Here is a 22861-nt window from a genome sequence, read left to right as displayed (position 1 = left end):
GGGCGTTTTTCCGCCCTGAGCCCACCGATGGGCTCAGGGTGAGGCCATACATGCAGATTGCATGCCAGTTTCGAGGGGAAACCCGCAGAGGCGCTGCGGGGGAGCGTTCAGGGTGAGCGTGGGGGCGAACGCAAAAGCGCAAGCGCCGTTCAGGCGCGGGAGCGCAGCAGCCGCCCCAGATAGCGGCCGGTGTGGCTCTCGGGCACTGCGGCGACCTGCTCGGGCGTGCCCTGCGCCACCACGGTGCCGCCACCTGCCCCGCCTTCGGGGCCCATGTCGATGATCCAGTCGGCGGTCTTGATGACGTCGAGGTTGTGCTCGATGATCACGATGGTGTTGCCTGCATCGCGCAGCTGGTGCAGCACCCTGAGCAGCAGCGCAATGTCGGCAAAGTGCAGGCCCGTGGTGGGCTCGTCGAGGATGTAGAGCGTGTGGCCGGTGTCGCGGCGCGAGAGCTCGAAGGCGAGCTTGACGCGCTGGGCCTCGCCGCCCGAGAGGGTGGTGGCACTCTGCCCGAGCCGGATGTAGGACAGGCCCACGTCCAGCAGCGTCTGCAGCTTGCGCGCGATGGTGGGCACCGCGCCCAGGAAGGCATAGGCCTCCTCCACCGTCATGTCCAGAATGTCGGCGATGTTGCGGCCCTTGTACTGCACCTCCAGCGTCTCGCGGTTGTAGCGCTTGCCGTGGCAGACGTCGCAGGGCACGTACACGTCGGGCAGAAAGTGCATTTCCACCTTCACCATGCCGTCGCCCTGGCAGGCCTCGCAGCGGCCCCCCGCCACGTTGAACGAGAAGCGCCCCGGCCCGTAGCCGCGCTCGCGCGCCATGGGCACCTCGGCCATGAGCTCGCGGATGGCGGTGAACAGGCCGGTGTAGGTGGCCGGGTTGCTGCGCGGGGTGCGCCCGATGGGGCTCTGGTCGACGTTGATGACCTTGTCGAACTGCTCCAGCCCCTCGATGGCCTCGTGCGGGGCGGGCTCGGTGTGCGCGCGGTGGATGGTCTGGGCCGCTGCGGCATAGAGGGTGTCGTTGACCAGGGTGGACTTGCCCGAGCCGGACACGCCGGTCACGCAGGTCATGAGGCCGACCGGAATGTCCACCGTGACTTCGTGCAGGTTGTGTCCGTGCGCGCCGACGATGGTGATTTTCTGCAGGCCGGCATGGGGGCCCGCAGCGGGGGTGTCCGCGGTCTCGGCGGCACTGTCGGTGTCCCTGCCGCTGCCGCCGGCAGGCCGGGCAGAGGCAAAGCGGGGCGTCTTCCGGGCCGGCACGGGCGCGCTGGCGGCCCGCTCCGGCAGCCAGGCCACCCGGTGCGCGGGCACTTCGATGCGCAGGGTGCCCGCCAGATAGCGGCCGGTGAGCGAGTCGGGCGAGGCGAGCAGGTCGTCCACGGTGCCCTGTGCCATCACGCGGCCGCCGTGCACGCCCGCCCCGGGGCCCATGTCCACCACCCAGTCGGCGGCGCGAATCATGTCCTCGTCGTGCTCCACCACGAGCACGCTGTTGCCCAGATCGCGCAGATGCTGCAGCGTGACGATGAGGCGGTCGTTGTCGCGCTGGTGCAGGCCGATGCTGGGCTCGTCGAGCACATACATGACGCCCGTGAGCCCCGAGCCGATCTGCGAGGCGAGCCGGATGCGCTGGGCCTCGCCGCCCGAGAGCGTCTCCGCGCTGCGGTCGAGGCTCAGGTAGTTGAGCCCCACGTCGTTGAGAAAGCCGAGCCGGTTGGCGATCTCGCGCACCACCTTGGCAGCGATCTCGGCCTTGGCGCCCTGCCACTGCAGGGTGCGGAAGTAGGCGAGCGCATCGCCCAGCGTGGCCCGGCTGATTTCGTAAATCGCGCGGCGCTGTTCGCCCTCGCCCACGTACACGTGGCGCGCCTCGCGGCGCAGGCGTGTGCCGTGGCAGGCGGGACAGGGCTGGATCTGCCGGTAGCGGGCCAGATCTTCGCGCACCACGGCCGAATCGGTTTCGCGGAAGCGCCGCTCCATGTTCGGGATCACCCCCTCGAAGGGATGCTCCTTCACCACTTCGCGCGCCTTGCCGCCCCGGCCTTCGGCCTGGTAGGTGAAGGCGATGGCCTCCTCGCCAGAGCCGTAGAGCACCACCTGCCGCACCCGTTCCGGAAGCGACTCGAAGGGCGCCTCCACATCGGCGCCGTAGTGCCGGCACACGCTGTCGAGCAGCGGGAAGTAATGCGGATTGCGCCGGTCCCAGCCCCGGATGGCCCCGCTGGCCAGGCTCAGGCTCGGAAAGGCCACCACGCGCTCGGGGTCGAACACCTCCACCGAGCCGATGCCGTCGCAGGCCGGACAGGCCCCCACGGGCGAGTTGAACGAGAACAGGCGCGGTTCGAGCTCCGAGAGGCTGTAGTTGCACACCGGACAGGCATACCGCGCGTGGTAGGCGTGCTCGCGGCCGCTGTCCATTTCCATGGCGATGGCGCGGCCATCCGCCAGGCGCAGCGCAGCCTCGAAGCTCTCGGCCAGCCGCTGGCGGGCGTCGGCCCGTACCTTGAGCCGGTCCACCACCACGTCGATGTCGTGTTTCTCGGTCTTGACCAGCGCGGGAATGCGCTCGCTGTCCACGATCTCGCCGTCGACGCGAAAGCGCACATAGCCCTGCGCCTGCATCTGCTCGAACAGATCGGCGAATTCGCCCTTGCGCTCGCGTGCCACCGGCGCGAGCACCATCACGCGCATGTCTTCGGGCAGGCCGAGCACGGCATCGACCATCTGGCTCACCGTCTGCGCCTGCAGCGGCAGGTGGTGATCCGGGCAGTAGGGCGTGCCCGCACGGGCAAACAGCAGCCGCAGGTAGTCATGGATCTCGGTGACCGTGCCCACGGTCGAGCGCGGGTTGTGGCTGGTCGCCTTCTGCTCGATGGAAATCGCAGGAGACAGCCCCTCGATCAGGTCCACGTCGGGCTTGTCCATGAGCTGGAGGAACTGCCGCGCATAGGTCGACAGGCTCTCCACATAGCGCCGCTGCCCTTCGGCATAGAGCGTGTCGAAGGCCAGGCTCGACTTGCCCGAGCCCGACAGCCCCGTGATCACCACCAGGGCGTGGCGCGGAATGTCGAGGTCGATGTCGCGCAGGTTGTGCGTGCGCGCCCCCCGCACACTGATGTGCGTGAGTGCATGCGGCGCACGCAGGGCTGCGGGCCGTGCGGTCCCCGAGTCGGTGGCGGCAGGGGCGGAAACGGAAGCAGACGGGGAAGAGGTTTTCTTGGCAGGCATGCGGCGGGGCCGGCGGGCTGAGTGCCGGAAAAAACAGAAGGCAACCGGCAATCATAGTCCGCCCGTCGCGTGGACGGAAACAGACGGATATCGCTACCCTCCGGCCACAGTGGCGCGCCTACGGCTGCGCTCCCCGCGCCGCCGCCTGGAAGAAGGCAATGCGGTCGACCGTGGCCGGATGGCTCGAAAACGCGATGCCCAGCCGCGACGGGCGCGAGGCCGCCCCCTTCTCGTGCGACAGGGCCTGCATGCGCTCGAAGAACCGCACCATGGCCTGCGGCGAAATGCCTGCTGCCCGCATGAAGCGCACGGAATACACATCGGCCTGGTGCTCGGCACCGCGCGAATATCCCATGTTGAGCAGCAGCACCGGCGCCATGGTCACAAAGCTCGCATAGTCCCCGAACGCGGCCGCTGCCACCACTCCCAGTGCGGAGGTCTGCACCAGCTGGCGCATGCCGTCGCGGTGCACCACATGGCCCATTTCGTGGCCGAGCACGCCCAGCACCATGTCGTCGTCGTTGCCTGCCGTGGTCACCAGTTCGTCGAGCAGCACGATGGTGCCGCCGGGCAGCGCAAAGGCATTGGGGCCCATGCGCGGTGCGCTGCGAAACAGGAGCCGGTAAGTCGGCCGGGCCCCACTCGCAGGCGCCAGCGCAGCCATGCCCGCCTGCAGCCGCTGCGTCAGCGCTGCCTGCCGTGCCGCGGGCAGACGGCTCGGGGCCAGCAGCTGTCCTTCGACGCTCTGCAGGGCCGAGTCGCCCACCATGGCGTCGATGCGTGGCGGAATCAGCGTCACCACGCCGCGGGCCATCAGGGGCAGCCCCCAGCGGTAGGCAGCCAGCAGCAGCACTCCCAGCACCAGCAGCGCCAGCAGGGTGCGTCGCCCGCTTTGCTGCGCGCGCACCACCAGCGACTCGGGACGCACGGCCTGCAGGTGGGTGGCAGCCCAGGCATCCCAGGCCGCGCGGTCGAGCGATTCGGCGCTGCTGCCGTCGGCCAGCGTGACCGTGCGGGTGCCGCCCTGTGTGCGCTCGGTCCACCGGGCCTGTCGCGCCGGGCAGGCGGTCAGCACACGGCCTGTCACGGCATCGAGCACCTGCACGCTCTCTTCTTCGAGGCGCAGCCGTGCGGGGCGGCCCTGCGCGTGCTGGCCGTCGAACCAGAACACCCGCACGGTGTCTTCCGTCCTGCCGGGAGCTGCATCGGGGGGCAAGGGGGCTGGAGCGGGCATGACCACGGCGTGCCCTTCTTCAGAGACCGAAATCGAAGTTCACGAACTCCATGGCGGCGTCCCCCATGGCGTCGTTGTCGCCGTCGCGGCTGGACCCGTGCAGGCGTTCGAGCGGCATGCGGGCCCGCAGCACCGTGGATTCGAGCACCAGCCGGCGCGTGGCCATCACGGCATAGGGCCAGTACAGCCCGAGCGTCAGGCCGATCAGGAGGTAGTTCTTGAACTGCAGCAGCAGGTAGCGGCCCAGCGAGAGCGTGGTCCGCAGCCGCAGATGGCGGTTGCCCGTGCGCGACCACTGCAGGTTGTAGAGCCGCACCTTGAACCAGTGCCGCCCCACCAGCAGCGCAAGGAGAAAGCCGGCAATGCTCCCGAGCAGCGACAGGGCCAGCATCATGCCGAAGCTGGCATGGCCCGAGCCAAAGACCAGCCGCTTGAGGGCCGCACCCCCCGCCACCAGCAGCAGCCCTGCCAGAAACAGGGCCACGAAAACGCCCACTCCCGACGCCAGCAGGCGGTAGTAGTCGGCAGCCGTGGCGCGGTATTCCATTTCCTCCTGCCCATAGCGGATGTGGCCCTGCTGGTAGCGCTTGTAGCGCCAGTAGAAATAGGGCAGCGCCAGCGAGAACAGCACCCCCGAGCCCAGCATCCAGGCCTGGTAGACCACAGCATGCGTGCCGGTGCGCAGCGTGCCGCGCCGGTCGAGCTGCGAGAGGTCGATGTCCAGGCCCCAGGCCAGCAGCGGCCCGGGCAGCAGCAGCCACAGCAGCGGTACCAGCAGGGCCCGGTAGGCCTCGCCCGTGGTGCCGGTGAAATGGAAGCGCAGGCCACGCCAGCTGGTGTTGGCAAGCCGGAAGCGCTGCGAGCCCCGGAACAGCGGCGGAAACAGCGCCACCATCAGCAGGGCAATGAGCACGGCGGACGCGCCGCCCGCCACGCGGTTGCCCATGCCGTACACCGCCAGCAGCACCCCTGCGAGCAGCGAGCCGCGCAGCATCGAGCGCGGATTGCCGTGAAAGTCGAAGGCATGCCCGTCCACCCACGTGCAGTGGTAGAGATACTGCAGCTTGCGCCGGCGCGCCCACGGCCAGTAGATCCCGAAGGTCACGATCACCAGCAGCAGATTCACGATCCAGATGCGGAAGTATTCGCTCCCCGTGCCGCTGAAGTGCACCGGATAGTCATGGATCGGGATATGCCTGCTCCTGCCCGTGGGCGATCTGTGCAGGCTCGGGCGCCTTTCGGGGGCGGCGTACAGGGTCTGGATGTCTGCGGGCATGGTGGGGGCAACGCGGTAAAAAGAAGGATTCCGGCGTCCTAGTGTAGTAGGCGAAACACCTCGTTCGCCGGGAACCCTGCGGACTCTTGCAGGACACGCCCCCTACGCCGGATTCCCCCATGGCAGCGGGGCATCCTGCCCCAGGCGTGCAGGCCGCGCGGGGGCGCCGCACAATGGGCCGTCGGACAGGCAGCCTTGTCTTCCCCTGAACCAGGATTCGTACAGGAGCGATCATCATCATGCAGAACTTCGATTTCCAGAACCCCACCCGCATCGTGTTCGGCGAGGGCACCATCGCGCAGCTCTCCACCCTCGTGCCGCCCGCCGCCCAGGTGCTGGTGCTCTACGGAGGCGGCAGCGTGACGCGCAACGGCACGCTCGACCAGGTTCGTGCCGCACTGGCCGAGGGCGGCACCCGTACCGTGCACGAGTTCGCCGGCATCGAGCCCAACCCGTCCTTCGAAACCCTGATGCGTGCCGTGGCCGAGGTGCGCGAGCGGCGCATCGACTTCCTGCTCGCGGTGGGCGGCGGGTCGGTCATCGACGGCACCAAGTTCGTCGCGGCCGCTGCCTTGCTGCCCCCCGAAGAGGATGCCTGGACCATCCTGCAGACGCATGGCCGCTCCATCACCCGCGCGCTGCCGCTGGGCACCGTGCTCACGCTGCCGGCCACCGGCTCCGAGATGAACTCCGGGGGCGTCATCACGCGGCGCGCCACCCACGACAAGCTCGGCTTCATGAGCCCGCACACCTTCCCCCGGTTCTCGGTGCTCGACCCCACCCGCACCTACACGCTGCCGCTGCGGCAGGTGGCCAACGGCATCGTGGATGCCTATGTGCACATCATGGAGCAGTACCTCACCTACCCGGCCGACGCCATGGTGCAGGACCGCCTGGCCGAGGGGCTGCTGCGCACCCTGGTCGACATCGGGCCCCGGGCCCTGAGCGAGCCGCAGAACTACGCCATCCGTGCCAACTTCATGTGGACTGCCACTCTGGCGCTCAATGGCCTCATCGGGGCTGGCGTGCCGCAGGACTGGGCCACCCACATGATTGGCCACGAGCTCACCGCCCTGCACGGCATCGACCATGGCCGCACGCTGGCCGTGGTGCTGCCGGCCCTCCTGCAGGTCCGTCGCGACGCCAAGCGCCTCAAGCTGCTGCAGTACGCCGAGCGGGTGTGGGATCTGCGCGAGGGCAGCGAAGAGGAGCGCATCGACGCCGCCCTCGCGCGGACCCGGGCGTTCTTCGAGTCGCTGGAGGTGCCCACGCACCTGTCGGCCTACCAGCTCGACGCCTCCGCCATCGATCCGCTCGTGGCCCAGCTCGAAAAGCACGGCATGACCCGCCTGGGCGAACGCCGCGACATCACGCCCGCCATCAGCCGGAGCATTCTCGAAGCGGCCCTCTGAGCACGGTACCGGCTGTCATGCGCCCATGAAAAACGCCAACCGAAGGGTTGGCGTGCGCAGCCCGGCTCGTGCCGGAAACGGGGAAAAGGGGGTGGTGCGGCTGGCGGGGATCGAACCCACGACCCTTGGCTTCGGAGGCCAATACTCTATCCACTGAGCTACAGCCGCACGGACGACACACAGACGCCCCACCGCGAGCGGTGCAGGGCTTTGTGGCGTGCAGCCGGCAATTGTAGGTGTTTTTACGGCCGCCCGTGTCTATAATCGCGACAGACCACTTGTTTCAGATTTTTTCAATTCCAAAAACAGAGGATCACCATGGGCGACAACGCTTCTGATTCGTACCAAGTTCCCGAGATCGTCAAGAACCGTCAGCTGGCGGTCGTGTCGGGGCTGACCTTCGCCGTCCTGGTGGGAGCCCTCGGTACCGCACTGTACTTCGCCAAGTATGCGGGGTCCGGTTACAACATGAATAGCCCTGCTGCCCAAATGGCCGCCAACCGTCGCCTCCAGAAGGTGGGTGACGTGAGCCTGCAGATCACCGACGCGGGCGGCGGCGCTCCCAAGACCGGCGAAGAGGCCTACAAGGCTGTCTGCGCGGCCTGTCACGGCACCGGCGCCGCAGGCGCTCCCAAGTTCGGCGACGCCGCCGAATGGGGCCCCCGCATCGCCCAGGGGGAGAGCGTGCTGCTCAAGCATGCCCTCGAAGGCTTCAAGGGCAGCAAGGGCGTGATGCCTCCCAAGGGTGGCAGCTCGCTGAGCGATGACGAAGTGCACCGCGCCATGGTCTACATGGCCAATGCAGGCGGCGCCAAGTTCGCAGAACCCAAGGCGGGTGCAGCAGCCGGTGCAGCCAGCGGTGCCGCTTCCGCTGCAGGTGGCGCATCTGCAGCCGCTGCTCCTGCCGCTTCCGGTGCCGCAGGCACCACCACTGCCGCGGCCGGCAATGCAGGCGAGGCACTGTTCAAGCAGACCTGCCAGGCCTGCCACGGCGCCGGTGTGGCCGGTGCGCCCAAGTTTGGCGACAAGGCCGCCTGGGCTCCCCGCATCGCCCAGGGCGAGGACACGCTCTTCAAGCACGCCATCGGTGGCTTCCAGGGCAAGAGTGGCGTCATGCCGCCCAAGGGGGGCTCCCCGGCCTCCGATGACGACGTGAAGGCCGCCGTGCGCTACATGGTCGCAGCAGGCAAGTAAGCCTGCTCCTGCCGGGTGCGGCAGCGCTCCTTGCCGAGCTGCTGCCCCCATCCTCTGCCGAGCCACCTCTGTGAGGTGGCTTTTTCGTGCCCGGAGCAGGGGTCGGGGCCCTGTGTCACGTGGCTGAGACGGGGGTCGGGTTCAGGAGGGCAGGGCTTCTGTCAGATGCTGCGGGCTGACCACATAGCCGTAGCGTGCGGGCAGGGTGGCCGCTTCGACCTCCTCCAGCGGCCAGAGTCCCTGCTCCAACGCATCGGCCATCTGCAGGGTATCGAGGCTGTGCACGAGACCGAGCCCGAGGTCGGTCACCAGATAGGCGCGTCCCTGTTCGTCGCACAGGGCCTGACGGCCCTGTACCGCCAGGCCGGTGTGGGTGGTGATGGCGGGACCGGTGTCGGTGCTCCCTGCGGACAGGCGCAGAATCCAGGGCGTGGCTTCCAGCTCCACGAAGACCCGCTGCGGCCCGTTCTGAAAGTACCAGCAGCCCTGTGCATCGGCCAGATAATTGCGGCCGATGAAGGCGACGAGGGCCTCGTGCCGCAGCATGGCTCCCCGGCTTGCCGGGCAGCTGCCCGCACCGGCAAAGGGGCCCGCCTGCTGCGTGCGGGCATCGCGCATGAACCACTCTCCGCGCGCGCCCAGGCCCAGCCAGCCGTGGCAGTGGGGCACATGGGGCCATTTGGCCATGGCCTGTTTGACGATGTCGTCCATGGATCGTATTCCTTCCCGGAACCCCCGGGTACTGGCGACGATCATCGCAGAAATGCACCGAAGAGGCGCATTTCCTGTCATCATCCCAGTCTTTCTCAAGGAGACCGCATGAAACGCCTGTTTGCGATAGTCCTGACCGTGCTGGCCGTGATGGGCCTGTCGGGATGTGGCTACAACCAGTTCCAGACGCTCGACGAGCAGACCAAGTCCGCCTGGAGCGAGGTGCTCAACCAGTATCAGCGTCGGGCCGATCTCGTGCCCAACATCGTGGCCACCGTCAAGGGGCAGGCCAACTTCGAGCAGGACACCCTGACCCGCGTGGTGGAGGCGCGTGCCAAGGCCACCGCCATCCAGGCCACGCCCGAGCTGGTCAACGATCCCGTGGCGTTCAAGAAATTCCAGGCCGCCCAGGGCGAGCTGGGCAGCGCGATTTCCCGGCTGCTGGTGGTGTCCGAGCAGTATCCGCAGCTGCAGGCCAATCAGGGCTTCCGCGATCTGCGCGTGACTCTCGAAGGCACGGAAAACCGCATCACCGTGGCCCGCAACCGCTACATCCAGTCCGTGCAGGCCTACAACATTCTGGCTCGCCAGTTCCCCACCAACCTGACCGCCATGGTCTTCGGCTACAAGCCCAAGCCGAATTTCACGGTGGACAACGAGGCTCAGCTGGCCACGCCGCCCAAGGTGGACTTCGGGACCGGGACGGCTGCGAGCGGCAGCCGCAACTGATGCAGGGACTCGCTGCATGACGCACGCAGTCCGTCTGACCGGAAGACGAATGCAGCCCGGGCTCCCGTGTCTGCGGAGCACGACCCTCGTCGGTCGGCTGCTGGCGGCGTGCGTCCTGCTGCTGGCAGTGCTGCTGGTCCCGATGGGGCAGGCCGCGGCGCAGAATGTGCTGCCCGTGCCTGCGCTCACCGACCGTGTGATCGACCAGACCGGCACGCTCAGCACGGCCGACGTGGGACGGCTCGATGCACAGCTGGCCGCCATCGAACAGTCCCGTGGGTCACAGATCGTGGTGCTCATGGTGCCGACCACGCAGCCTGAGGACATTGCGTCCTACGCCAACCGCGTGGCCAGCACCTGGAAGATCGGGCGCCGCGACGTGGGTGACGGGCTGCTCATCGTGGTGGCCAAGAACGACCACCGCATGCGCATCGAGGTGGCCAAGGCCCTGGAGGGGACCATCCCCGATCTGGCTGCCGCGCAGATTCTCGACGACGTGATGAAACCCGCCTTCCGCCGCAACGACTACGCCGGGGGGCTGGCTGCCGCCATCGATGCGCTGGGTGCGCGCATCGCGGGGGATGCCGCGCTGCCCTCGGCGGCCAGTGCACCCCGCAATGGCGCGGCGGCGCAGCAGGGCATGGATCCGTTCGAGGTGCTGGTGCTCGCGGCCATGCTCACCATGGTGGGCGGCGCTTTTCTGCGCATGTGGCTCGGGGTGGGCAAGGGGTCGGTGGCGACGGGGCTGCTCGTGGGCGTGGTGGTCTTTGGTCTCACCAGCCTGCTGCTGGCATCGCTGGGCGCCGGCGTGGTGGCTGCCCTGGTGGCGCTGGGCAGCGGCAGCGGACGTGGCGGCAGCAGTGGCGGGCCCTTCATCTTTCCGGGCGGCGGCGGTGGCGGCTCGTGGGGAGGGGGATCCGGTGGAGGCTTCGGCTCCGGAGGCGGGGGCGATTTCGGAGGCGGTGGCGCCTCGGGAGACTGGTGATGGCGGGATGGCAATTCTGGAAGACTCTGTTCGGGGCCGATCCCCGTGCGGCCGATGCGCGAAGGGTGCATGCCGTGGTGCCTGCCGAGGCACTGCAGCGCCTGACCGCCTGCGTGACCGCCAGCGAGGCACGCCACACGGGGCAGGTGCGGCTGTGCATCGAAGCCCGTCTGCCACCCAGCTATGTGCGTCGCGAGGCCACTGCGCGTGAGCGGGCCATCACGCTTTTCGGCAAGCTGCGCGTGTGGGATACCGAGGACAACAACGGCGTGCTCATCTACCTGCTGCTGTCGCAGCACGCCATCGAGATCGTGGCCGACCGAGGCATCGACCGCCATGTGCCGACCACGGTGTGGCAGGACATGGTGGCCGGCCTGTCAGCGGATCTGCGTGCGGGCCGCTATGAGGAAGGGCTCCGCCAGGCCATCGAGGCCGTCACGGCCGAGCTGGCACGCAGCTACCCCCGTGCGCCCGGCGCGCCCCGGGACAACACCCTGCCGGATACCCCCGTGGTGCTCTGACGGACCACGCCGCCTGCAGGGGTGGCCGGTCGGTGGAAAGCGCCTTCAGGAAGCGGTGTCGTGCGGGGCATGGCCACAACCCTTGCAGCTGCTGCAGCTGCCGCAGCCGGGTGTGGTGCTGAGCTGCTGGCGGAGCTGCTCGGCCTTGTGGGCATCCATCAGCCCGGAACGCTGCGCGCCGCCTGCGAGCCGGCTGGCCAGCTGCGTGCGCCATGTCGCGGGCATGAGGCGCCAGGCCGCGTACACGGCCGCAACCAGAACAATGGCATAGACGATGAATTGCTGCAGCATGAGAGTTCTCCTTTCGGCGCGGCAGGCCGGGTCAGGCCGCGAGCGCCAGCGTCATCCGATAGGCCACGAAACTGGCCAGGTAGGCCATGCCGAAGAGGTAGGCCGCCATGATCCACACGTAGCGCCAGCTGTGCGTCTCTCGGCGCACGGTGGCCAGCGTGGAGACGCACTGGGGCGCAAACACGAACCACACGAGCAGCGAGACGGCCGTGGCCAGTGACCACTGGTGGGCGATGAGCGGAGCGAGCTGTTCGGCCACGCCGTCCCCGCTGCTCGACAGGGCATACACGGTGCCCAGCGCGCCCACCACCACTTCCCGTGCGGCCATGCCGGGCACGAGCGCAATGGCGATCTGCCAGTTGAATCCGATGGGGGCAAAGATGTGTTCGAGCAGGCGCCCCAGCATGCCGGCAAAGCTGTACTGAATGGCGGCACCCGTGGCACCCGCAGGCGGGGCCGGATAGCTGCTCAGGAACCACAGCACGACGGTCAGCGCGAGGATGATGGTGCCCACGCGGCGCACGAAGATCCAGCCGCGCTCATACAGGCCCAGCGCCAGGTTGCGCGGGTTGGGCCAGCGGTAGGAAGGCAGCTCCATGAGCAGCGGCGAGAACGAGGCATGGCGGCGCCAGTGCTTCATCACCCACGCCACCAGCATGGCCGAGACGATGCCGAACAGGTAGAGCGAGAACAGCACCACCCCCTGCAGGTTGAACAGCCCCAGCACGGGCCGCGAGGGGATGAAGGCCGCGATCAGCAGGGCATACACCGGCAGGCGGGCCGAGCAGGTCATGAGCGGCGCGATCATGATCGTGAGCAGCCGGTCGCGCCAGTTGCCGATGGTGCGCGTGGCCATGATGCCCGGCACGGCACAGGCAAAGCTCGACAGCAGCGGGATGAAGGACCGCCCGGAGAGCCCCACGGTGCCCATGATGCGATCCAGCAGGAAAGCGGCCCGCGGCAGGTAGCCCGAATCCTCCAGCGCCAGGATGAACAGGAACAGGATCAGGATCTGCGGCAGGAACACCAGCACTGCCCCGGCCCCGGCGATGGCACCATCCACGATCAGGCTGCGCAGCACGCCCGGAGGCATGACATGGCTCACCCACTGGCCAGCGGCTTCGGTGCCGGCCTTGATGGCGTCCATGGGGATGGAGGCCCAGCTGAACACCGCCTGGAACATCAGGAACAGAGTCACCGCCAGGATGGCGGGGCCCCACACCGGATGCAGCACCCAGCGGTCGATGTGGTCGCTGATTTCGAGCTTGCGTGTGGTCTGGTGCACGGCAGTGTGCACGATATGACGCACCTGCGCCTGAGTGGCCAGGATGTCGGCCAGCGAAGGCTTGCGCCACTCACGGGCCTCGGCCTTGATGAGGTGCGGGGGCTGCAGGGGCTCGTCGAGCGCGGCCAGCAGATCGCGGGCGCCGTCGGCCTCGACCCCCACGGTCTCGACCACGGGCATGCCCAGTTCGTGCGACAGGGCGGCGAGATCGATCTCGATGCCGTTGTCGCGCGCCATGTCGCTCATGTTGAGCGCGAGCAGCATGGGCAGGCCGAGCTGACGGGCTTCCAGCACCAGCTGCAGGTTGAGCCGCAGGTTGGTCGCATCCACCACGCTCACCACCAGATCGGGCAGCGCCTCGCGGGAATGTCCGGTGATGACGTCCCGTGTCACGGCCTCGTCGGCCGAGGCGGCATGCAGGCTGTAGGTGCCCGGAAGATCGAGCACGAACACATCACGCCCGGCAGGCGTGCGGGCCACGCCTTCCTTGCGCTCCACCGTCACGCCGGCGTAGTTGGCCACCTTCTGGCGGCTGCCCGTGAGCAGGTTGAACAGGGCCGTCTTGCCACAGTTCGGGTTGCCCAGCAGGGCAATGCGCTGCGGCGGACGCGGCTGGGTGGAGGCGGGCATCTGCACCGGCTGTTCAGTGGGCTTGCGCATGGCGTTCCTCCGGCTGGACCAGGATGCGTGCGGCCTCGTGCCGGCGCATGGCAAAGGTGGTGTGGCCAATGCGCACTGCCAGCGGATCGCGCCCAGCGAATCCGCGAGCCATGATGCGCACGCTTTCACCCGGCACGAAGCCGATTTCGGTGAGGCGCAGAGTCAGGTTGTCGTTCTTGCCGTCTGCATCGGGCAACACCTGGCTGACGACGGCCTGCTGACCGGTCGGCAGGGCATGCAGGGCAATCGGGCCTGCATCGGGAGAGATGGTTTTCACGGCATGGAGATGGCCAGAGGCCATTCGAGTGGCTGAATGATGCGGGCATCATAGCGCAAAACCCTAATGAATGAGAATTGTTTTCATTGACTGGCGTTGCGTTCCGTCTGCGCCATGATCCAGATCAGACATTCATATCCAGGCCATGACTGCCCGATGGCCGGGGGCAGCGCCTGCTGCGGCGGACAGGCGTGCTGCACAAAAAAGCCCCTGCGGGGCAGGGGCTGGACAGACAGGGCGTCTGGCAGAGGCATCACGCCTCGTGGAGCAGCTTCTCGATCAGGGCATGCAGCTCCTGGGGATTGGGTTCGCCCACGTAGCGCTTGACGATCTCGCCCTTCTTGTTGAGCAGGAACGAGGTCGGCGTGATGGAGATGTTGCCCCAGTTCCTGGCTGCGCTGCCGGTGCTGTCGAGGGCCACATCGAAGGGGAGCTGGCGGGTCTTGACGAAGTTCACCACGTAGGCCGGGGGGTCGTACTGCATGGCCACGGCCAGCGTGCGGTAGCCCTGGCTGCCGTATTTTTCCTGGGTGGCCTTGAGCATCGGCATTTCGCCCACGCAGGTGGTGCAGCTCGTGGCCCAGAAGTTCACCAGTGTGACCTTGCCCTTCCAGTCGTCGGTGGTGCGCTGGCTGCCGTCGAGCATCACGAAGCTGCTCTGCGGAGCACGGTCATGGCTGGCAAAGGTGAAGTAGGCGGCAGCTGCCACGCCGAGGGCGGCCAGCAGGCCCATGAGGGAGAAGATGCGTTTCATGATGACAGATGCCTTGCGCGACGGCGGGCGGCGAGCCCGTTCCGTGTCGTTTCCATCGTGGGGAGATCGGTGCGCAAAGTGTAGTGGCTTTCCCCGGGGCGTGCAGGACCGGGGGCAAGTCCCCGTTTCCCGCTCCATGCCGATGCACTGTGGCAAAAGGACCTACAGCGCCCCGCCGGACCATGCCCTTGGCATGGCATGGAGTGTCGGCGCAGGGCGACGGAGCATGGCATGGGGGCGGGAGGGGGAGAGCGCCGAAGTATCATGCACGGATAGGTGCACCGCACCCTGCCTGCGAACAGGCGGGTGCAGTGTGTCCGACCATCCTCTTTTCCATGAACCATATCTTCCTCATTGCCCACGCCCCGCTGGCCCATGCACTGCGCCAGTGTGCCCTGCACGTCTTCCCGGACAGTGGCGAGCGCGTGCTGGCACTCGACGTGCAGCCCAATGAATCTCCCGAAGTGACTCTGGAATCGGCGCGCATCCTGCTTGAGCACGTGCACGGCAGCCGGGGGGTACTGGTGCTCACCGATGTGTTCGGCGCCACGCCGAGCAACGTGGTGCAGACCCTGGTGCAGGAGCCGGGAGAGGATGGGCTGGAGCTGCGTGCACTTGCCGGGGTGAACCTGCCCATGCTGCTGCGCGCCGTGACCTATGCCGCACTGCCGCTGCCCGACATGCTCGAACGCGCCATGTCCGGCGGCAGCCAGGGCATCATGACCGTAGGCCGCGTACCGCGGCAGGACCAGAAACGAGAGCCTCCCGATGATTCAGCAATCCATCACCATCAGCAATAAGCTGGGCCTGCATGCGCGGGCTTCGGCCAAACTCACCAAGCTCGCCGGATCGTTCCCCTGCGAGGTCTGGATCAGCCGGGGCAGCCGCCGCGTCAACGCCAAGAGCATCATGGGCGTGATGATGCTGGCTGCCGGCATCGGCACCGAGGTCACGCTGGAAACCGACGGAGAGCGCGAGGCCGAGGCCATGCAGGCCCTGGTGGCCCTGTTCGAGGACAAGTTCGGCGAAGGGGAGTGATTTTCCGGCAGGGCCTGTGCACATCTGTGGGTATGATCGGGCAGTGCTCCCCCGATGGCCGATGCGGCCGGGGGAGGGCGTCCTTTGCCAGATCCTCCGGCGGCCTGTGCCTGCGGAGGCTCTGGCAAAAGACTTCGCCCTTCCTGTGCGCAGCCCCGCCTGACCGGAGCCGGCAGGAGGCGAGCGGGGCATCCACGGAGACACACCCATGACCATTTCCATCCATGGCATCGGCGTTGGGCGCGGCGTGGCCATCGGGCGCGCCGTGGTCATCGGTTCGAGCCGCGCAGACGTAGGCCACTATTTCATCGAGCCCGACCAGGTCGAGGCCGAAATGAACCGTGTGCGCGATGCCCGCGCCTCGGCCGTCCAGGAAATCCAGCTCCTGCTGGCCACCATGCCCAAGGACGTGCCCAGCGAGCTGTATTCCCTGCTCGAAGTGCACATGCTTCTGCTGCAGGACGACGAGATCTTCAGTGGCGTGCGCTACTGGATCGCCGACCGCCTCTACAACGCAGGCTGGGCGCTGTCCACCCAGTTCGAGAAGCTCGCACGCCAGTTCGACGAGATGGACGACCCCTATCTGCGCGAGCGCAAGGCCGACCTCGAACAGGTCATCGAGCGCATCATCAAGCGCATGCAGGGCGAGCAGTCGCTGCTCGCAGCCCAGCAGCAGGCCCGGCGGCAGGCCCGGGAGGCCGAGGCCAGCTTCCTGGACATCAACGCCCAGGACGTGCCCCTTGTGCTCGTCGCACACGATCTGTCTCCGGCAGACATGCTCCAGTTCCGGCAGAGCATCTTCAAGGGCTTTGTGACCGACGTCGGCGGCAAGACCAGCCACACGGCCATCGTCGCACGCAGCATGGGCATTCCCGCCGTGGTGGGGGCGCGCAGTGCCAGCCAGCTCGTCCAGCAGGACGACTGGGTCATCATCGACGGCGATGCCGGGGTGCTGCTCATCAACCCGCCCCCCATCACGCTCGATGAATACAGCTTCCGGCGCCGGCAGGAAGAGCTGGACCGCACCCGCCTGCGTCGCCTGCTCAACACTCCCTGCGTCACGCTCGACGGACAGAAGGTCGAGCTGCTCGCCAATATCGAACTGCCCGAGGACACCGCAGCCGCCCTGGCGGCCGGGGCCGTGGGCGTGGGGCTGTTCCGCAGCGAGTTCCTGTTCATGGGACGCAAGGGCAACCTGCCCGACGAAGAGGAACAGTACCAGGCCTACTGCCGTGCCCTCGAAGGCATGAAGGGCCTGCCCCTGACCATCCGCACCATCGACGTCGGGGCCGACAAGCCCCTCAACGATGCCGTGCCCGACAATGCCCACCTCAACCCCGCGCTGGGGCTGCGCGCCATCCGCTGGAGTCTGGCCGAGCCCAGCATGTTCCTGACCCAGCTGCGCGCCATTCTGCGCACGGCGGCTCTGGGGCCGGTGCATCTGCTCATTCCCATGCTGGGACATGTCACCGAGATTCGGCAGACCATTGCGATGATCGCCATGGCCCGTGAGCAGCTGGACGCCAAGGGCGTGGCCTATGGCGAGGTGAAGCTCGGCGCCATGATCGAGGTGCCTGCGGCGGCACTCACCGCGCGCGAGTTCCTCAAGTACTTCGACTTCCTCTCCATCGGCACCAACGACCTGATCCAGTACACCCTGGCCATCGATCGTGCCGACGAGTCGGTCGCCTATCTGTACGATCCGCTCCATCCGGCCGTGCTGCAGCTCATCGCAGGCACCATTGCGGCCGCCCGTGCCGCCGGCAAGCCCGTGAGCGTCTGCGGCGAAATGGCCGGCGACACCACCTATACCCGGCTGCTGCTGGGGCTGGGGCTGCGCAGCTTCTCCATGCATCCCGCGCAGATTCTTGCCGTCAAGCAGGAAATCGTGCGCGCCCATGCGGCCAAGCTCGAATCCTGGGCACAGTCCGTCATCCACAGCGATGACCCTGCCGTCATGCTGCAGCTGCCGCCAGAAGCCCTGCCCACAGGCTCTGCGGCGGCCTCGGCTTCTCCCGTGGCCGGACCGGCTCCGCTGCCTGCCGCCTCCTCCCTCAACCTGGCGGGCGCAACAGGGTCATGAACATGGACACTGCTGGCCCCCGGGGGCGTCCCCGCAAGGTCAGCACATGCAGTGCGCGCACCCAGCAGGTTCCGGCCGGTCGCGGCTGCCGCTGCACGGTCGGGGCTCTGCGGAGCATGGCTGCGGAAGGGGCCAGCACCTGCAGGGCCTGCAGCTGCAGCAGATCCGCCACCAGCACCTGAGGCAGCAGCGCCACACCATCTCCTGCCGCCGCCACACGGGCAATGGCCTCGTTGCTGCCCAGTTCGTCGCAGGCGGTGGGGGCAATGCCCATGACAGCCCAGAAGGCCTCCATCTCCGTGCGCGTGCCCGATCCGGCCTCACGAGCGAGCCACCGGCATGACTGCAGCTGCCGTGGCGTGACGGTTCCGGCCCGCGCCAGAGGGTGATCGGGGGCGGCCACCAGCGCCATCGCATCCTCGTGCCAGTCGGCCACTTCCAGAGTGGGGCCCGTCACTTCGCCTTCCACCAGCCCCACATCCGCCTCGCAGCGCGCCACCCAGCCTGCCACTTCCTCGGTGTTGCCCACCCGCAGGGCACAGTGCAGCCTCGGATAGTGCTGGCGCCACAGGGCCAGATAGCCCGGCAGCCAGTATCCGGCCACCGTCGTGCTGGCGGCCACCACCAGGGTGCCCGACTGCAGTCCCACCCGCTGCCGCAAATCCTGCACGGCGGCATGCTCCAGCGCAAAGATGCCCTGCGCATGGGCCTGCAGCGCCTGACCGTCCGGGGTAAGGCGCACACCCCGGATGGCGCTGCGGTGCAGATCGCTGCCGCGCTCGATCAGCGGCAGTCCCACCTGCTCCTCCAGCTCCCGCACTGCGCGGGAGACGGCTGGCTGGCTCACATGCAGGGCTGTGGCCGCCTCCGAGAAACTGCCCAGCCGTGCCACGGCCTCGAACATGCGCAGCAGATGCAGATTGAGGCTCGACGCCATGCGTGTGTCCATGTCGGCAGCTCCTTCCCCGTGAGGACTCGATGGCGGTATTCCATCAAGAAAGTGGATGAAAACAGAAAAACATTCTATTTCACTGATGGGTGCACACGCCCTACAGTGCACCCATCTTCCATGCTCTCTGCGGCGGACGGCCTTCCGTTTCGCTCCTTTTCCATGTCGCACGTTTCCCTTTTCCCGTCACGCTCCCGGCTGTTTCGCATCCGCACTCCCATGGCTCTGGGCCTCCTTCTGTCAGCACTGGTGGCCGCTGCGGGCATGGGGGCGGCCGATCTGCCCGCATTGCGCGACAGCGGCCTGGGGGCCCTCACACTCGCCATCGTGATCGGCATGGTCGTCGGCAATCTCGCCGGCCCGCGCTGGCTCCCCCATGTGGCCCCGGGCGTCGACTTTGCCCGTTCCAGCCTGCTGCGCGCCGGCATCGTTCTCTACGGGTTCCGAATCACCTTTGGCCAGATCCTGGCCGTGGGGTGGGTGGGGCTGCTGCTGGACATGGTCATGGTCGCCAGCACGCTCGGACTGGCCTGGGTGCTCGGGCGCCATGTGTTCCATCTGGATCGCGAAACCACGCTGCTCGTGGGCACGGGCTCGGCCATCTGCGGTGCAGCAGCCGTCATGGGGGCGGAGCCGGTGGTGCGTGCACCGGCACACAAGGTCTCCATTGCCGTGGCCACGGTGGTGGTGTTTGGCACCCTGTCCATGTTCGTCTATCCCCTGCTGTCGCACCTGCCGGGGCTCGATGCCCACGCCTACGGACTCTATGTCGGCTCCAGCATCCACGAGGTGGCCCAGGTGGTGGTGGCCGGTCATGCCGTCGGAGAACAGGCCGCCGCCACGGCCGTGATCGAGAAGATGCTGCGCGTCATGCTGCTCGCACCCGTGCTGCTCGTCATGGGGGCCTGGCTCGCTGGGCTGCGCAGGCAGGAAGCCGGAGAGGGCGCTGCAGAACCTGCCTCCCGGCGCGTGACCGTGCCCTGGTTTGTGCTGGCCTTCATGGGCGTGGCCGGGTTGCACACCCTGAACTGGCTGTCCGCACGGGAAGTGGCACTGCTGGACGGGCTCGATACCTTCGTGCTTGCCATGGCCATGGCCGCGCTGGGTTTGCGCACCCATGTGTCGGCCGTGCGGCAGGCTGGCGTGCGCCCACTCCTGCTGGCAGCCTCCCTGTGGATCTACCTCATGGCAGGCGGCTATGGCTGGAACCGCCTGCTGCTGGCGCTGGGCGCCTGAGGAACGCGCTCAGACGCCAGCGGCGTGCGCCTGCTGGTCGGCGTGGTAGCTGCTGCGCACCAGGGCGCCCACGGCCGCATGGCTGAAGCCCATTTCGCGTGCCTTCTCTTCGAACATCCGGAACGTGTCCGGATGCACGTAGCGGCGCACGGGCAGATGGCTGTTGCTCGGTGCCAGATACTGGCCGATCGTCAACATGTCGATGCCGTGGGCACGCATGTCGCGCATGACCTCAAGGATCTCTTCATCCGTCTCGCCCAGTCCCACCATCAGTCCGCTTTTGGTCGGCACATCGGGGAACATAGCCTTGAATTTCTTCAGCAGGCTCAGGCTGAACTGGTAGTCGGCGCCCGGTCGGGCCTGCCGGTACAGGCGCGGCACCGTTTCGAGGTTGTGGTTCATCACATCGGGCGGAGCCGCCTTCAGAATCTCCAGCGCCTTGTCGTCACGCCCCCGGAAATCCGGCACCAGCACCTCGATCTGTGTGTCGGGGGACAGCTCGCGCGTGCGCTGGATGCAGTCCACATAATGCTGAGCCCCTCCGTCGCGCAGATCGTCACGGTCCACGCTGGTGATGACCACATAGCGCAGCTTGAGGGCCGCAATCGTGCGCGCCAGGTTCAGTGGCTCGTCCGCATCGAGCGGATCGGGGCGGCCATGGCCCACGTCACAGAACGGGCAGCGTCGCGTGCACTTGTCTCCCATGATCATGAAGGTGGCCGTGCCATGCCCGAAGCACTCCCCGATATTGGGGCACGATGCTTCCTCGCAGACCGTCACGAGCTTGTTGCGCCGCAGAATGTCCTTGATTTCATAGAAGCGCGTGCTCGGGCTGCCCGCCTTCACGCGGATCCATTCGGGCTTGCGCAGAATCTCGTGCTGCTCGATCTTGACCGGGATGCGGCTGAGCTTGGCTGCCGCCTTCTGTTTGGCCAGAGGGTTGTAATCCTCCACGCTTTGCGCTTCGCGCACGACGGGATGGCTGCCGGAAACGGAGGAGTGATCGGTGCTCATGATGCAGAGAAAACGCCTGCAGCACGCAGGCAGAAAAGAGACGCACACGCCCGGGGCATGGCCCGTCACAGGGAGCGGGCGACACGCCGGGGACAGAAAGACGGAAGGGAAACTCGCCGCAGTGTAATCGACAGGCCCTGTCCCTGTCTCGCGTGTGTCCCGTCAGGGCGACAGCCGGGCCGCCAGCGCCCCGCCCAGGCGGGACGCCGTTTCCTCCCAGGACGTGTGGACGCCGCAGAAGGCCAGATCTACCGTCTGCAGGCCCACATAGCCGCATGGGTTGATGCGGTGAAAGGGCTCCAGATCCATGTCCACGTTCAGGGCCACGCCGTGATAGCTGCAATGCCGACTCACCTTGATGCCCAGGGCCGAGATCTTGCCCAGACCGTCGAATTCCTGCTCCGGCGGACGGGGCCATGTCAGCGCACTGTGATCGAAGGGATCGGCCAGCCGCACATAGATGCCCGGAGCCCCCGGCACGCGGTGGCCGGTGACGCCGTAGCCTGCCAGCGTGCGCAGCACCGCCTCCTCGATCCGGAACACCAGCTCCTTCACGAAATATCCAGCACGCTGCAGGTCGATCAGCGGGTAGGCCACCACCTGCCCCGGCCCGTGATACGTCACCTGTCCGCCCCGGTTGCTCTGAACCACCGGAATTGCCCCGGCATGCAGCACATGCTCCGGCTTGCCAGCCAACCCCTGCGTGAACACCGCAGGGTGCTCGCACAGCCAGATCTGATCCGGGGACTCGGGCGTCCGGGTGGCGGTGTAGGCCCGCATTTCCTCGAAGGCCGCGGCATAGTCCATCCTGCCGCGCGGCACCACGGTGATGGTCATCAGAGCACCACCTTCACCATGGGGTGTCCGGTCAGTGCGCGGTACAGATCGTCGAGCTGTTCGCGGCTCGTGGCCGTCACCGTCAGGGTGACCCCCAGATATTTCCCACCCTTGCTCTCGCGGAGCTCGATGGTGGAGGCGTCGAAGCTGGGATCGAAGCGTTCGGCCACCTCCGTCATGGCATGCACGAAGCCATCGGCACACAGCCCCATCACCTTGATCGGAAATGCGCTGGGATATTCAATGAGCGATTTGCGGTCGTCGGCCAGATCGGCATCGCTCAGCGGAGAGGAGGAGGGGAGCGTCATGAAGGGCATCCTGGTGGAAAAGGCGGGGAAGGGGAGCGACTGGGCCGGAGAGTGTCTCTGCCACGCCACGCCAAGCATCCCGTTGTCAGTGGAATTGAAGCACAAACCCTCGACATGGGGGTAGGCAGAGGGGATTCAACTGTGTCCATGCCCCAACCTGGGGCGTTCCGCACCAAATCCAGAGGCAATACAACGATTTGCGCACGCAAATAAAGCTTGCCTATGTATAATTCGCCGCACGAAGGCCCGTGCCCATTTGTACCCAGGAGTGGCGATTTGTAAAATGTCTGGTCCCGAGCACAAGTCCACGGCCCTCGTCGATGACGAACCCTCTCAGGAAACCTTCGTCCCCCTGTCCGCCGAAGAGGCGCAGGCGTGGCGTGCCGCACATCCCCAGCCTTCTCTGTGGCGCATCTGGCGCAGCCAGGTCGCGATGGGTATCTGTGCGTGTGTGCTGGCCTTGTTGCTGCGGCAGGCGCTCTCGTGGCCGTGGGCTGTGCCCGTGTCTGTCGCTTACGGAGTGCTGGCTGTGCTGGTGCCTGGGGGGCTGGCCACTGCAGGAATGTGGCGTGCCTCGCAGCGCATGCAAGGGGTGAGCAAGGTTGCAGGTGCAGGATTCGGCTTCGCGGTCATCCTGCTGTGGGAGGGCTTCAAGGTGCTGCTCACCATCGCCATGCTGGTCATGGCGCCCAGGGTGCTGCACGGATGGATAAACTGGCTGGCCCTGGTGGCTGGCTTCGTGGTGACGCTCAAGACGTACTGGTGGGCATGGATGCGCAGCCAGGCGAGGCGCCACCAGCGCTGATTTGTATTTGACGGATGGAGCAA

At 67.2% G+C, this 22861-nt stretch carries 22 protein-coding genes and 1 tRNA gene; 10 read left to right on the top strand and 13 right to left on the bottom strand.

Features of this window, described 5'->3' with window-relative positions:
* Window positions 1-149: 149 nt before the first annotated feature.
* The 3 genes from uvrA to ACE3P9_RS03730 all read right to left on the bottom strand — a co-directional run bounded on the left by uvrA (window position 150) and on the right by ACE3P9_RS03730 (window position 5749).
* Window positions 150-3239 carry an excinuclease ABC subunit UvrA gene (gene uvrA, locus ACE3P9_RS03740; protein WP_374491908.1) on the bottom strand — a complete coding sequence of 1030 codons (3090 nt, stop codon included), beginning with the start codon at window positions 3237-3239 and terminating at the stop codon, window positions 150-152.
* 118 nt (window positions 3240-3357) lie between these two features.
* The gene (locus ACE3P9_RS03735) at window positions 3358-4473 is read right to left on the bottom strand and encodes a M48 family metallopeptidase (protein ID WP_374491946.1); all 1116 of its coding nucleotides are present in this window, start codon (window positions 4471-4473) and stop codon (window positions 3358-3360) included.
* 19 nt (window positions 4474-4492) lie between these two features.
* Entirely contained in the window at window positions 4493-5749 is a 1257-nt protein-coding gene (locus ACE3P9_RS03730; protein ID WP_374491907.1) for a YjgN family protein, read from the bottom strand.
* 239 nt (window positions 5750-5988) lie between these two features.
* On the opposite strand from ACE3P9_RS03730, the gene ACE3P9_RS03725 reads away from it, so the two are divergent.
* Window positions 5989-7161 (top strand): iron-containing alcohol dehydrogenase, encoded by a 1173-nt coding sequence (locus ACE3P9_RS03725; RefSeq protein WP_374491906.1) that lies wholly within the window; start codon window positions 5989-5991, stop codon window positions 7159-7161.
* A 92-nt stretch (window positions 7162-7253) separates the two neighbouring features.
* On the opposite strand, the gene ACE3P9_RS03720 is transcribed toward ACE3P9_RS03725, so the two are convergent.
* Window positions 7254-7329, bottom strand: a tRNA-Arg gene (locus ACE3P9_RS03720).
* A gap of 150 nt (window positions 7330-7479) precedes the next feature.
* On the opposite strand from ACE3P9_RS03720, the gene ACE3P9_RS03715 reads away from it, so the two are divergent.
* Window positions 7480-8355: a cytochrome c5 family protein gene (locus ACE3P9_RS03715; protein WP_374491904.1), complete on the top strand. Its 876-nt coding sequence runs from the start codon at window positions 7480-7482 to the stop codon at window positions 8353-8355.
* 141 nt (window positions 8356-8496) lie between these two features.
* Here ACE3P9_RS03715 and ACE3P9_RS03710 read toward each other — a convergent pair whose 3' ends face one another.
* The gene (locus tag ACE3P9_RS03710) at window positions 8497-9066 is read right to left on the bottom strand and encodes a DUF2946 family protein (RefSeq protein WP_374491903.1); all 570 of its coding nucleotides are present in this window, start codon (window positions 9064-9066) and stop codon (window positions 8497-8499) included.
* A gap of 108 nt (window positions 9067-9174) precedes the next feature.
* Between ACE3P9_RS03710 and ACE3P9_RS03705 the strand changes: the two genes are divergently transcribed.
* The 3 genes from ACE3P9_RS03705 to ACE3P9_RS03695 are packed head-to-tail and all read left to right on the top strand — an operon-like array spanning window position 9175 to window position 11301.
* Window positions 9175-9795: a LemA family protein gene (locus tag ACE3P9_RS03705; RefSeq protein ID WP_374491902.1), complete on the top strand. Its 621-nt coding sequence runs from the start codon at window positions 9175-9177 to the stop codon at window positions 9793-9795.
* 49 nt (window positions 9796-9844) lie between these two features.
* Entirely contained in the window at window positions 9845-10780 is a 936-nt protein-coding gene (locus ACE3P9_RS03700; RefSeq protein WP_374491901.1) for a YgcG family protein, read from the top strand.
* Window positions 10780-11301 carry a TPM domain-containing protein gene (locus tag ACE3P9_RS03695; protein ID WP_374491900.1) on the top strand — a complete coding sequence of 174 codons (522 nt, stop codon included), beginning with the start codon at window positions 10780-10782 and terminating at the stop codon, window positions 11299-11301. Before ACE3P9_RS03700 ends, ACE3P9_RS03695 begins: the two co-directional genes overlap by 1 nt.
* 45 nt (window positions 11302-11346) lie before the next feature.
* On the opposite strand, the gene ACE3P9_RS03690 is transcribed toward ACE3P9_RS03695, so the two are convergent.
* From ACE3P9_RS03690 to ACE3P9_RS03675, 4 genes are all read right to left on the bottom strand, one after another.
* Window positions 11347-11592 (bottom strand): DUF6587 family protein, encoded by a 246-nt coding sequence (locus ACE3P9_RS03690; RefSeq protein WP_374491899.1) that lies wholly within the window; start codon window positions 11590-11592, stop codon window positions 11347-11349.
* Between the two features lie 31 nt (window positions 11593-11623).
* Complete coding sequence (gene feoB, locus ACE3P9_RS03685; protein WP_374491898.1) at window positions 11624-13537, bottom strand: ferrous iron transport protein B; 1914 nt, start codon at window positions 13535-13537, stop codon at window positions 11624-11626.
* Entirely contained in the window at window positions 13521-13814 is a 294-nt protein-coding gene (locus ACE3P9_RS03680; protein ID WP_374491897.1) for a ferrous iron transport protein A, read from the bottom strand. The genes feoB and ACE3P9_RS03680 overlap by 17 nt, the downstream gene beginning before the upstream one ends.
* 253 nt (window positions 13815-14067) lie before the next feature.
* A complete protein-coding gene (locus tag ACE3P9_RS03675) occupies window positions 14068-14568 on the bottom strand; it encodes a TlpA disulfide reductase family protein (RefSeq protein ID WP_374491896.1) in 501 nt (166 codons plus the stop codon).
* Between the two features lie 335 nt (window positions 14569-14903).
* On the opposite strand from ACE3P9_RS03675, the gene ACE3P9_RS03670 reads away from it, so the two are divergent.
* The 3 genes from ACE3P9_RS03670 to ptsP all read left to right on the top strand — a co-directional run bounded on the left by ACE3P9_RS03670 (window position 14904) and on the right by ptsP (window position 17689).
* Window positions 14904-15368 carry a PTS sugar transporter subunit IIA gene (locus tag ACE3P9_RS03670; RefSeq protein ID WP_374491895.1) on the top strand — a complete coding sequence of 155 codons (465 nt, stop codon included), beginning with the start codon at window positions 14904-14906 and terminating at the stop codon, window positions 15366-15368.
* Window positions 15337-15606 (top strand): HPr family phosphocarrier protein, encoded by a 270-nt coding sequence (locus tag ACE3P9_RS03665; protein ID WP_374491894.1) that lies wholly within the window; start codon window positions 15337-15339, stop codon window positions 15604-15606. Before ACE3P9_RS03670 ends, ACE3P9_RS03665 begins: the two co-directional genes overlap by 32 nt.
* 208 nt (window positions 15607-15814) lie before the next feature.
* A complete protein-coding gene (gene ptsP / locus ACE3P9_RS03660) occupies window positions 15815-17689 on the top strand; it encodes a phosphoenolpyruvate--protein phosphotransferase (RefSeq protein WP_374491893.1) in 1875 nt (624 codons plus the stop codon).
* Here ptsP and ACE3P9_RS03655 read toward each other — a convergent pair.
* A complete protein-coding gene (locus tag ACE3P9_RS03655) occupies window positions 17661-18638 on the bottom strand; it encodes a LysR family transcriptional regulator (protein ID WP_374491892.1) in 978 nt (325 codons plus the stop codon). The two genes, ptsP and ACE3P9_RS03655, sit on opposite strands and share 29 nt — an antisense overlap.
* Before the next feature lie 219 nt (window positions 18639-18857).
* On the opposite strand from ACE3P9_RS03655, the gene ACE3P9_RS03650 reads away from it, so the two are divergent.
* Window positions 18858-19874, top strand: coding sequence for a YeiH family protein (locus ACE3P9_RS03650; protein ID WP_374491891.1), 1017 nt, complete (start codon window positions 18858-18860; stop codon window positions 19872-19874).
* Between the two features lie 9 nt (window positions 19875-19883).
* Here ACE3P9_RS03650 and lipA read toward each other — a convergent pair whose 3' ends face one another.
* From lipA to ACE3P9_RS03635, 3 genes are all read right to left on the bottom strand, one after another.
* Window positions 19884-20888, bottom strand: coding sequence for a lipoyl synthase (lipA, locus tag ACE3P9_RS03645; RefSeq protein ID WP_374491890.1), 1005 nt, complete (start codon window positions 20886-20888; stop codon window positions 19884-19886).
* Window positions 20889-21050: 162 nt separating this feature from the next.
* A complete protein-coding gene (gene lipB, locus ACE3P9_RS03640; protein WP_374491889.1) occupies window positions 21051-21725 on the bottom strand; it encodes a lipoyl(octanoyl) transferase LipB in 675 nt (224 codons plus the stop codon).
* On the bottom strand, window positions 21725-22033 hold the full coding sequence (locus ACE3P9_RS03635; protein WP_374491888.1) for a YbeD family protein: 309 nt from the start codon (window positions 22031-22033) through the stop codon (window positions 21725-21727). Before ACE3P9_RS03635 ends, lipB begins: the two co-directional genes overlap by 1 nt.
* Window positions 22034-22316: 283 nt before the next feature.
* On the opposite strand from ACE3P9_RS03635, the gene ACE3P9_RS03630 reads away from it, so the two are divergent.
* Window positions 22317-22838 (top strand): ATP synthase subunit I, encoded by a 522-nt coding sequence (locus ACE3P9_RS03630; RefSeq protein ID WP_374491887.1) that lies wholly within the window; start codon window positions 22317-22319, stop codon window positions 22836-22838.
* The last annotated feature ends 23 nt before the right edge of the window (window positions 22839-22861 follow it).

Origin of the sequence: Allobrachymonas sp., from assembly GCF_041912815.1 — a bacterium.
In the GTDB taxonomy this organism is placed as follows: Bacteria; Pseudomonadota; Gammaproteobacteria; order Burkholderiales; family Burkholderiaceae_C; genus Brachymonas.
This window is presented reverse-complemented; position numbering and strand designations above follow the sequence as displayed.

Coding starts and splice junctions, on each gene's coding strand:
- uvrA (WP_374491908.1), bottom strand. CDS start 3,239: ATGCCTGCCAAGAAAACCTCTTCCCCGTCTGCTTCCGTTTCCGCCCCT.
- ACE3P9_RS03735 (WP_374491946.1), bottom strand. CDS start 4,473: ATGCCCGCTCCAGCCCCCTTGCCCCCCGATGCAGCTCCCGGCAGGACG.
- ACE3P9_RS03730 (WP_374491907.1), bottom strand. CDS start 5,749: ATGCCCGCAGACATCCAGACCCTGTACGCCGCCCCCGAAAGGCGCCCG.
- ACE3P9_RS03725 (WP_374491906.1), top strand. CDS start 5,989: ATGCAGAACTTCGATTTCCAGAACCCCACCCGCATCGTGTTCGGCGAG.
- ACE3P9_RS03715 (WP_374491904.1), top strand. CDS start 7,480: ATGGGCGACAACGCTTCTGATTCGTACCAAGTTCCCGAGATCGTCAAG.
- ACE3P9_RS03710 (WP_374491903.1), bottom strand. CDS start 9,066: ATGGACGACATCGTCAAACAGGCCATGGCCAAATGGCCCCATGTGCCC.
- ACE3P9_RS03705 (WP_374491902.1), top strand. CDS start 9,175: ATGAAACGCCTGTTTGCGATAGTCCTGACCGTGCTGGCCGTGATGGGC.
- ACE3P9_RS03700 (WP_374491901.1), top strand. CDS start 9,845: ATGCAGCCCGGGCTCCCGTGTCTGCGGAGCACGACCCTCGTCGGTCGG.
- ACE3P9_RS03695 (WP_374491900.1), top strand. CDS start 10,780: ATGGCGGGATGGCAATTCTGGAAGACTCTGTTCGGGGCCGATCCCCGT.
- ACE3P9_RS03690 (WP_374491899.1), bottom strand. CDS start 11,592: ATGCTGCAGCAATTCATCGTCTATGCCATTGTTCTGGTTGCGGCCGTG.
- feoB (WP_374491898.1), bottom strand. CDS start 13,537: ATGCGCAAGCCCACTGAACAGCCGGTGCAGATGCCCGCCTCCACCCAG.
- ACE3P9_RS03675 (WP_374491896.1), bottom strand. CDS start 14,568: ATGAAACGCATCTTCTCCCTCATGGGCCTGCTGGCCGCCCTCGGCGTG.
- ACE3P9_RS03670 (WP_374491895.1), top strand. CDS start 14,904: ATGAACCATATCTTCCTCATTGCCCACGCCCCGCTGGCCCATGCACTG.
- ACE3P9_RS03665 (WP_374491894.1), top strand. CDS start 15,337: ATGATTCAGCAATCCATCACCATCAGCAATAAGCTGGGCCTGCATGCG.
- ptsP (WP_374491893.1), top strand. CDS start 15,815: ATGACCATTTCCATCCATGGCATCGGCGTTGGGCGCGGCGTGGCCATC.
- ACE3P9_RS03655 (WP_374491892.1), bottom strand. CDS start 18,638: ATGGACACACGCATGGCGTCGAGCCTCAATCTGCATCTGCTGCGCATG.
- ACE3P9_RS03650 (WP_374491891.1), top strand. CDS start 18,858: ATGGCTCTGGGCCTCCTTCTGTCAGCACTGGTGGCCGCTGCGGGCATG.
- lipA (WP_374491890.1), bottom strand. CDS start 20,888: ATGAGCACCGATCACTCCTCCGTTTCCGGCAGCCATCCCGTCGTGCGC.
- lipB (WP_374491889.1), bottom strand. CDS start 21,725: ATGACCATCACCGTGGTGCCGCGCGGCAGGATGGACTATGCCGCGGCC.
- ACE3P9_RS03635 (WP_374491888.1), bottom strand. CDS start 22,033: ATGACGCTCCCCTCCTCCTCTCCGCTGAGCGATGCCGATCTGGCCGAC.
- ACE3P9_RS03630 (WP_374491887.1), top strand. CDS start 22,317: ATGTCTGGTCCCGAGCACAAGTCCACGGCCCTCGTCGATGACGAACCC.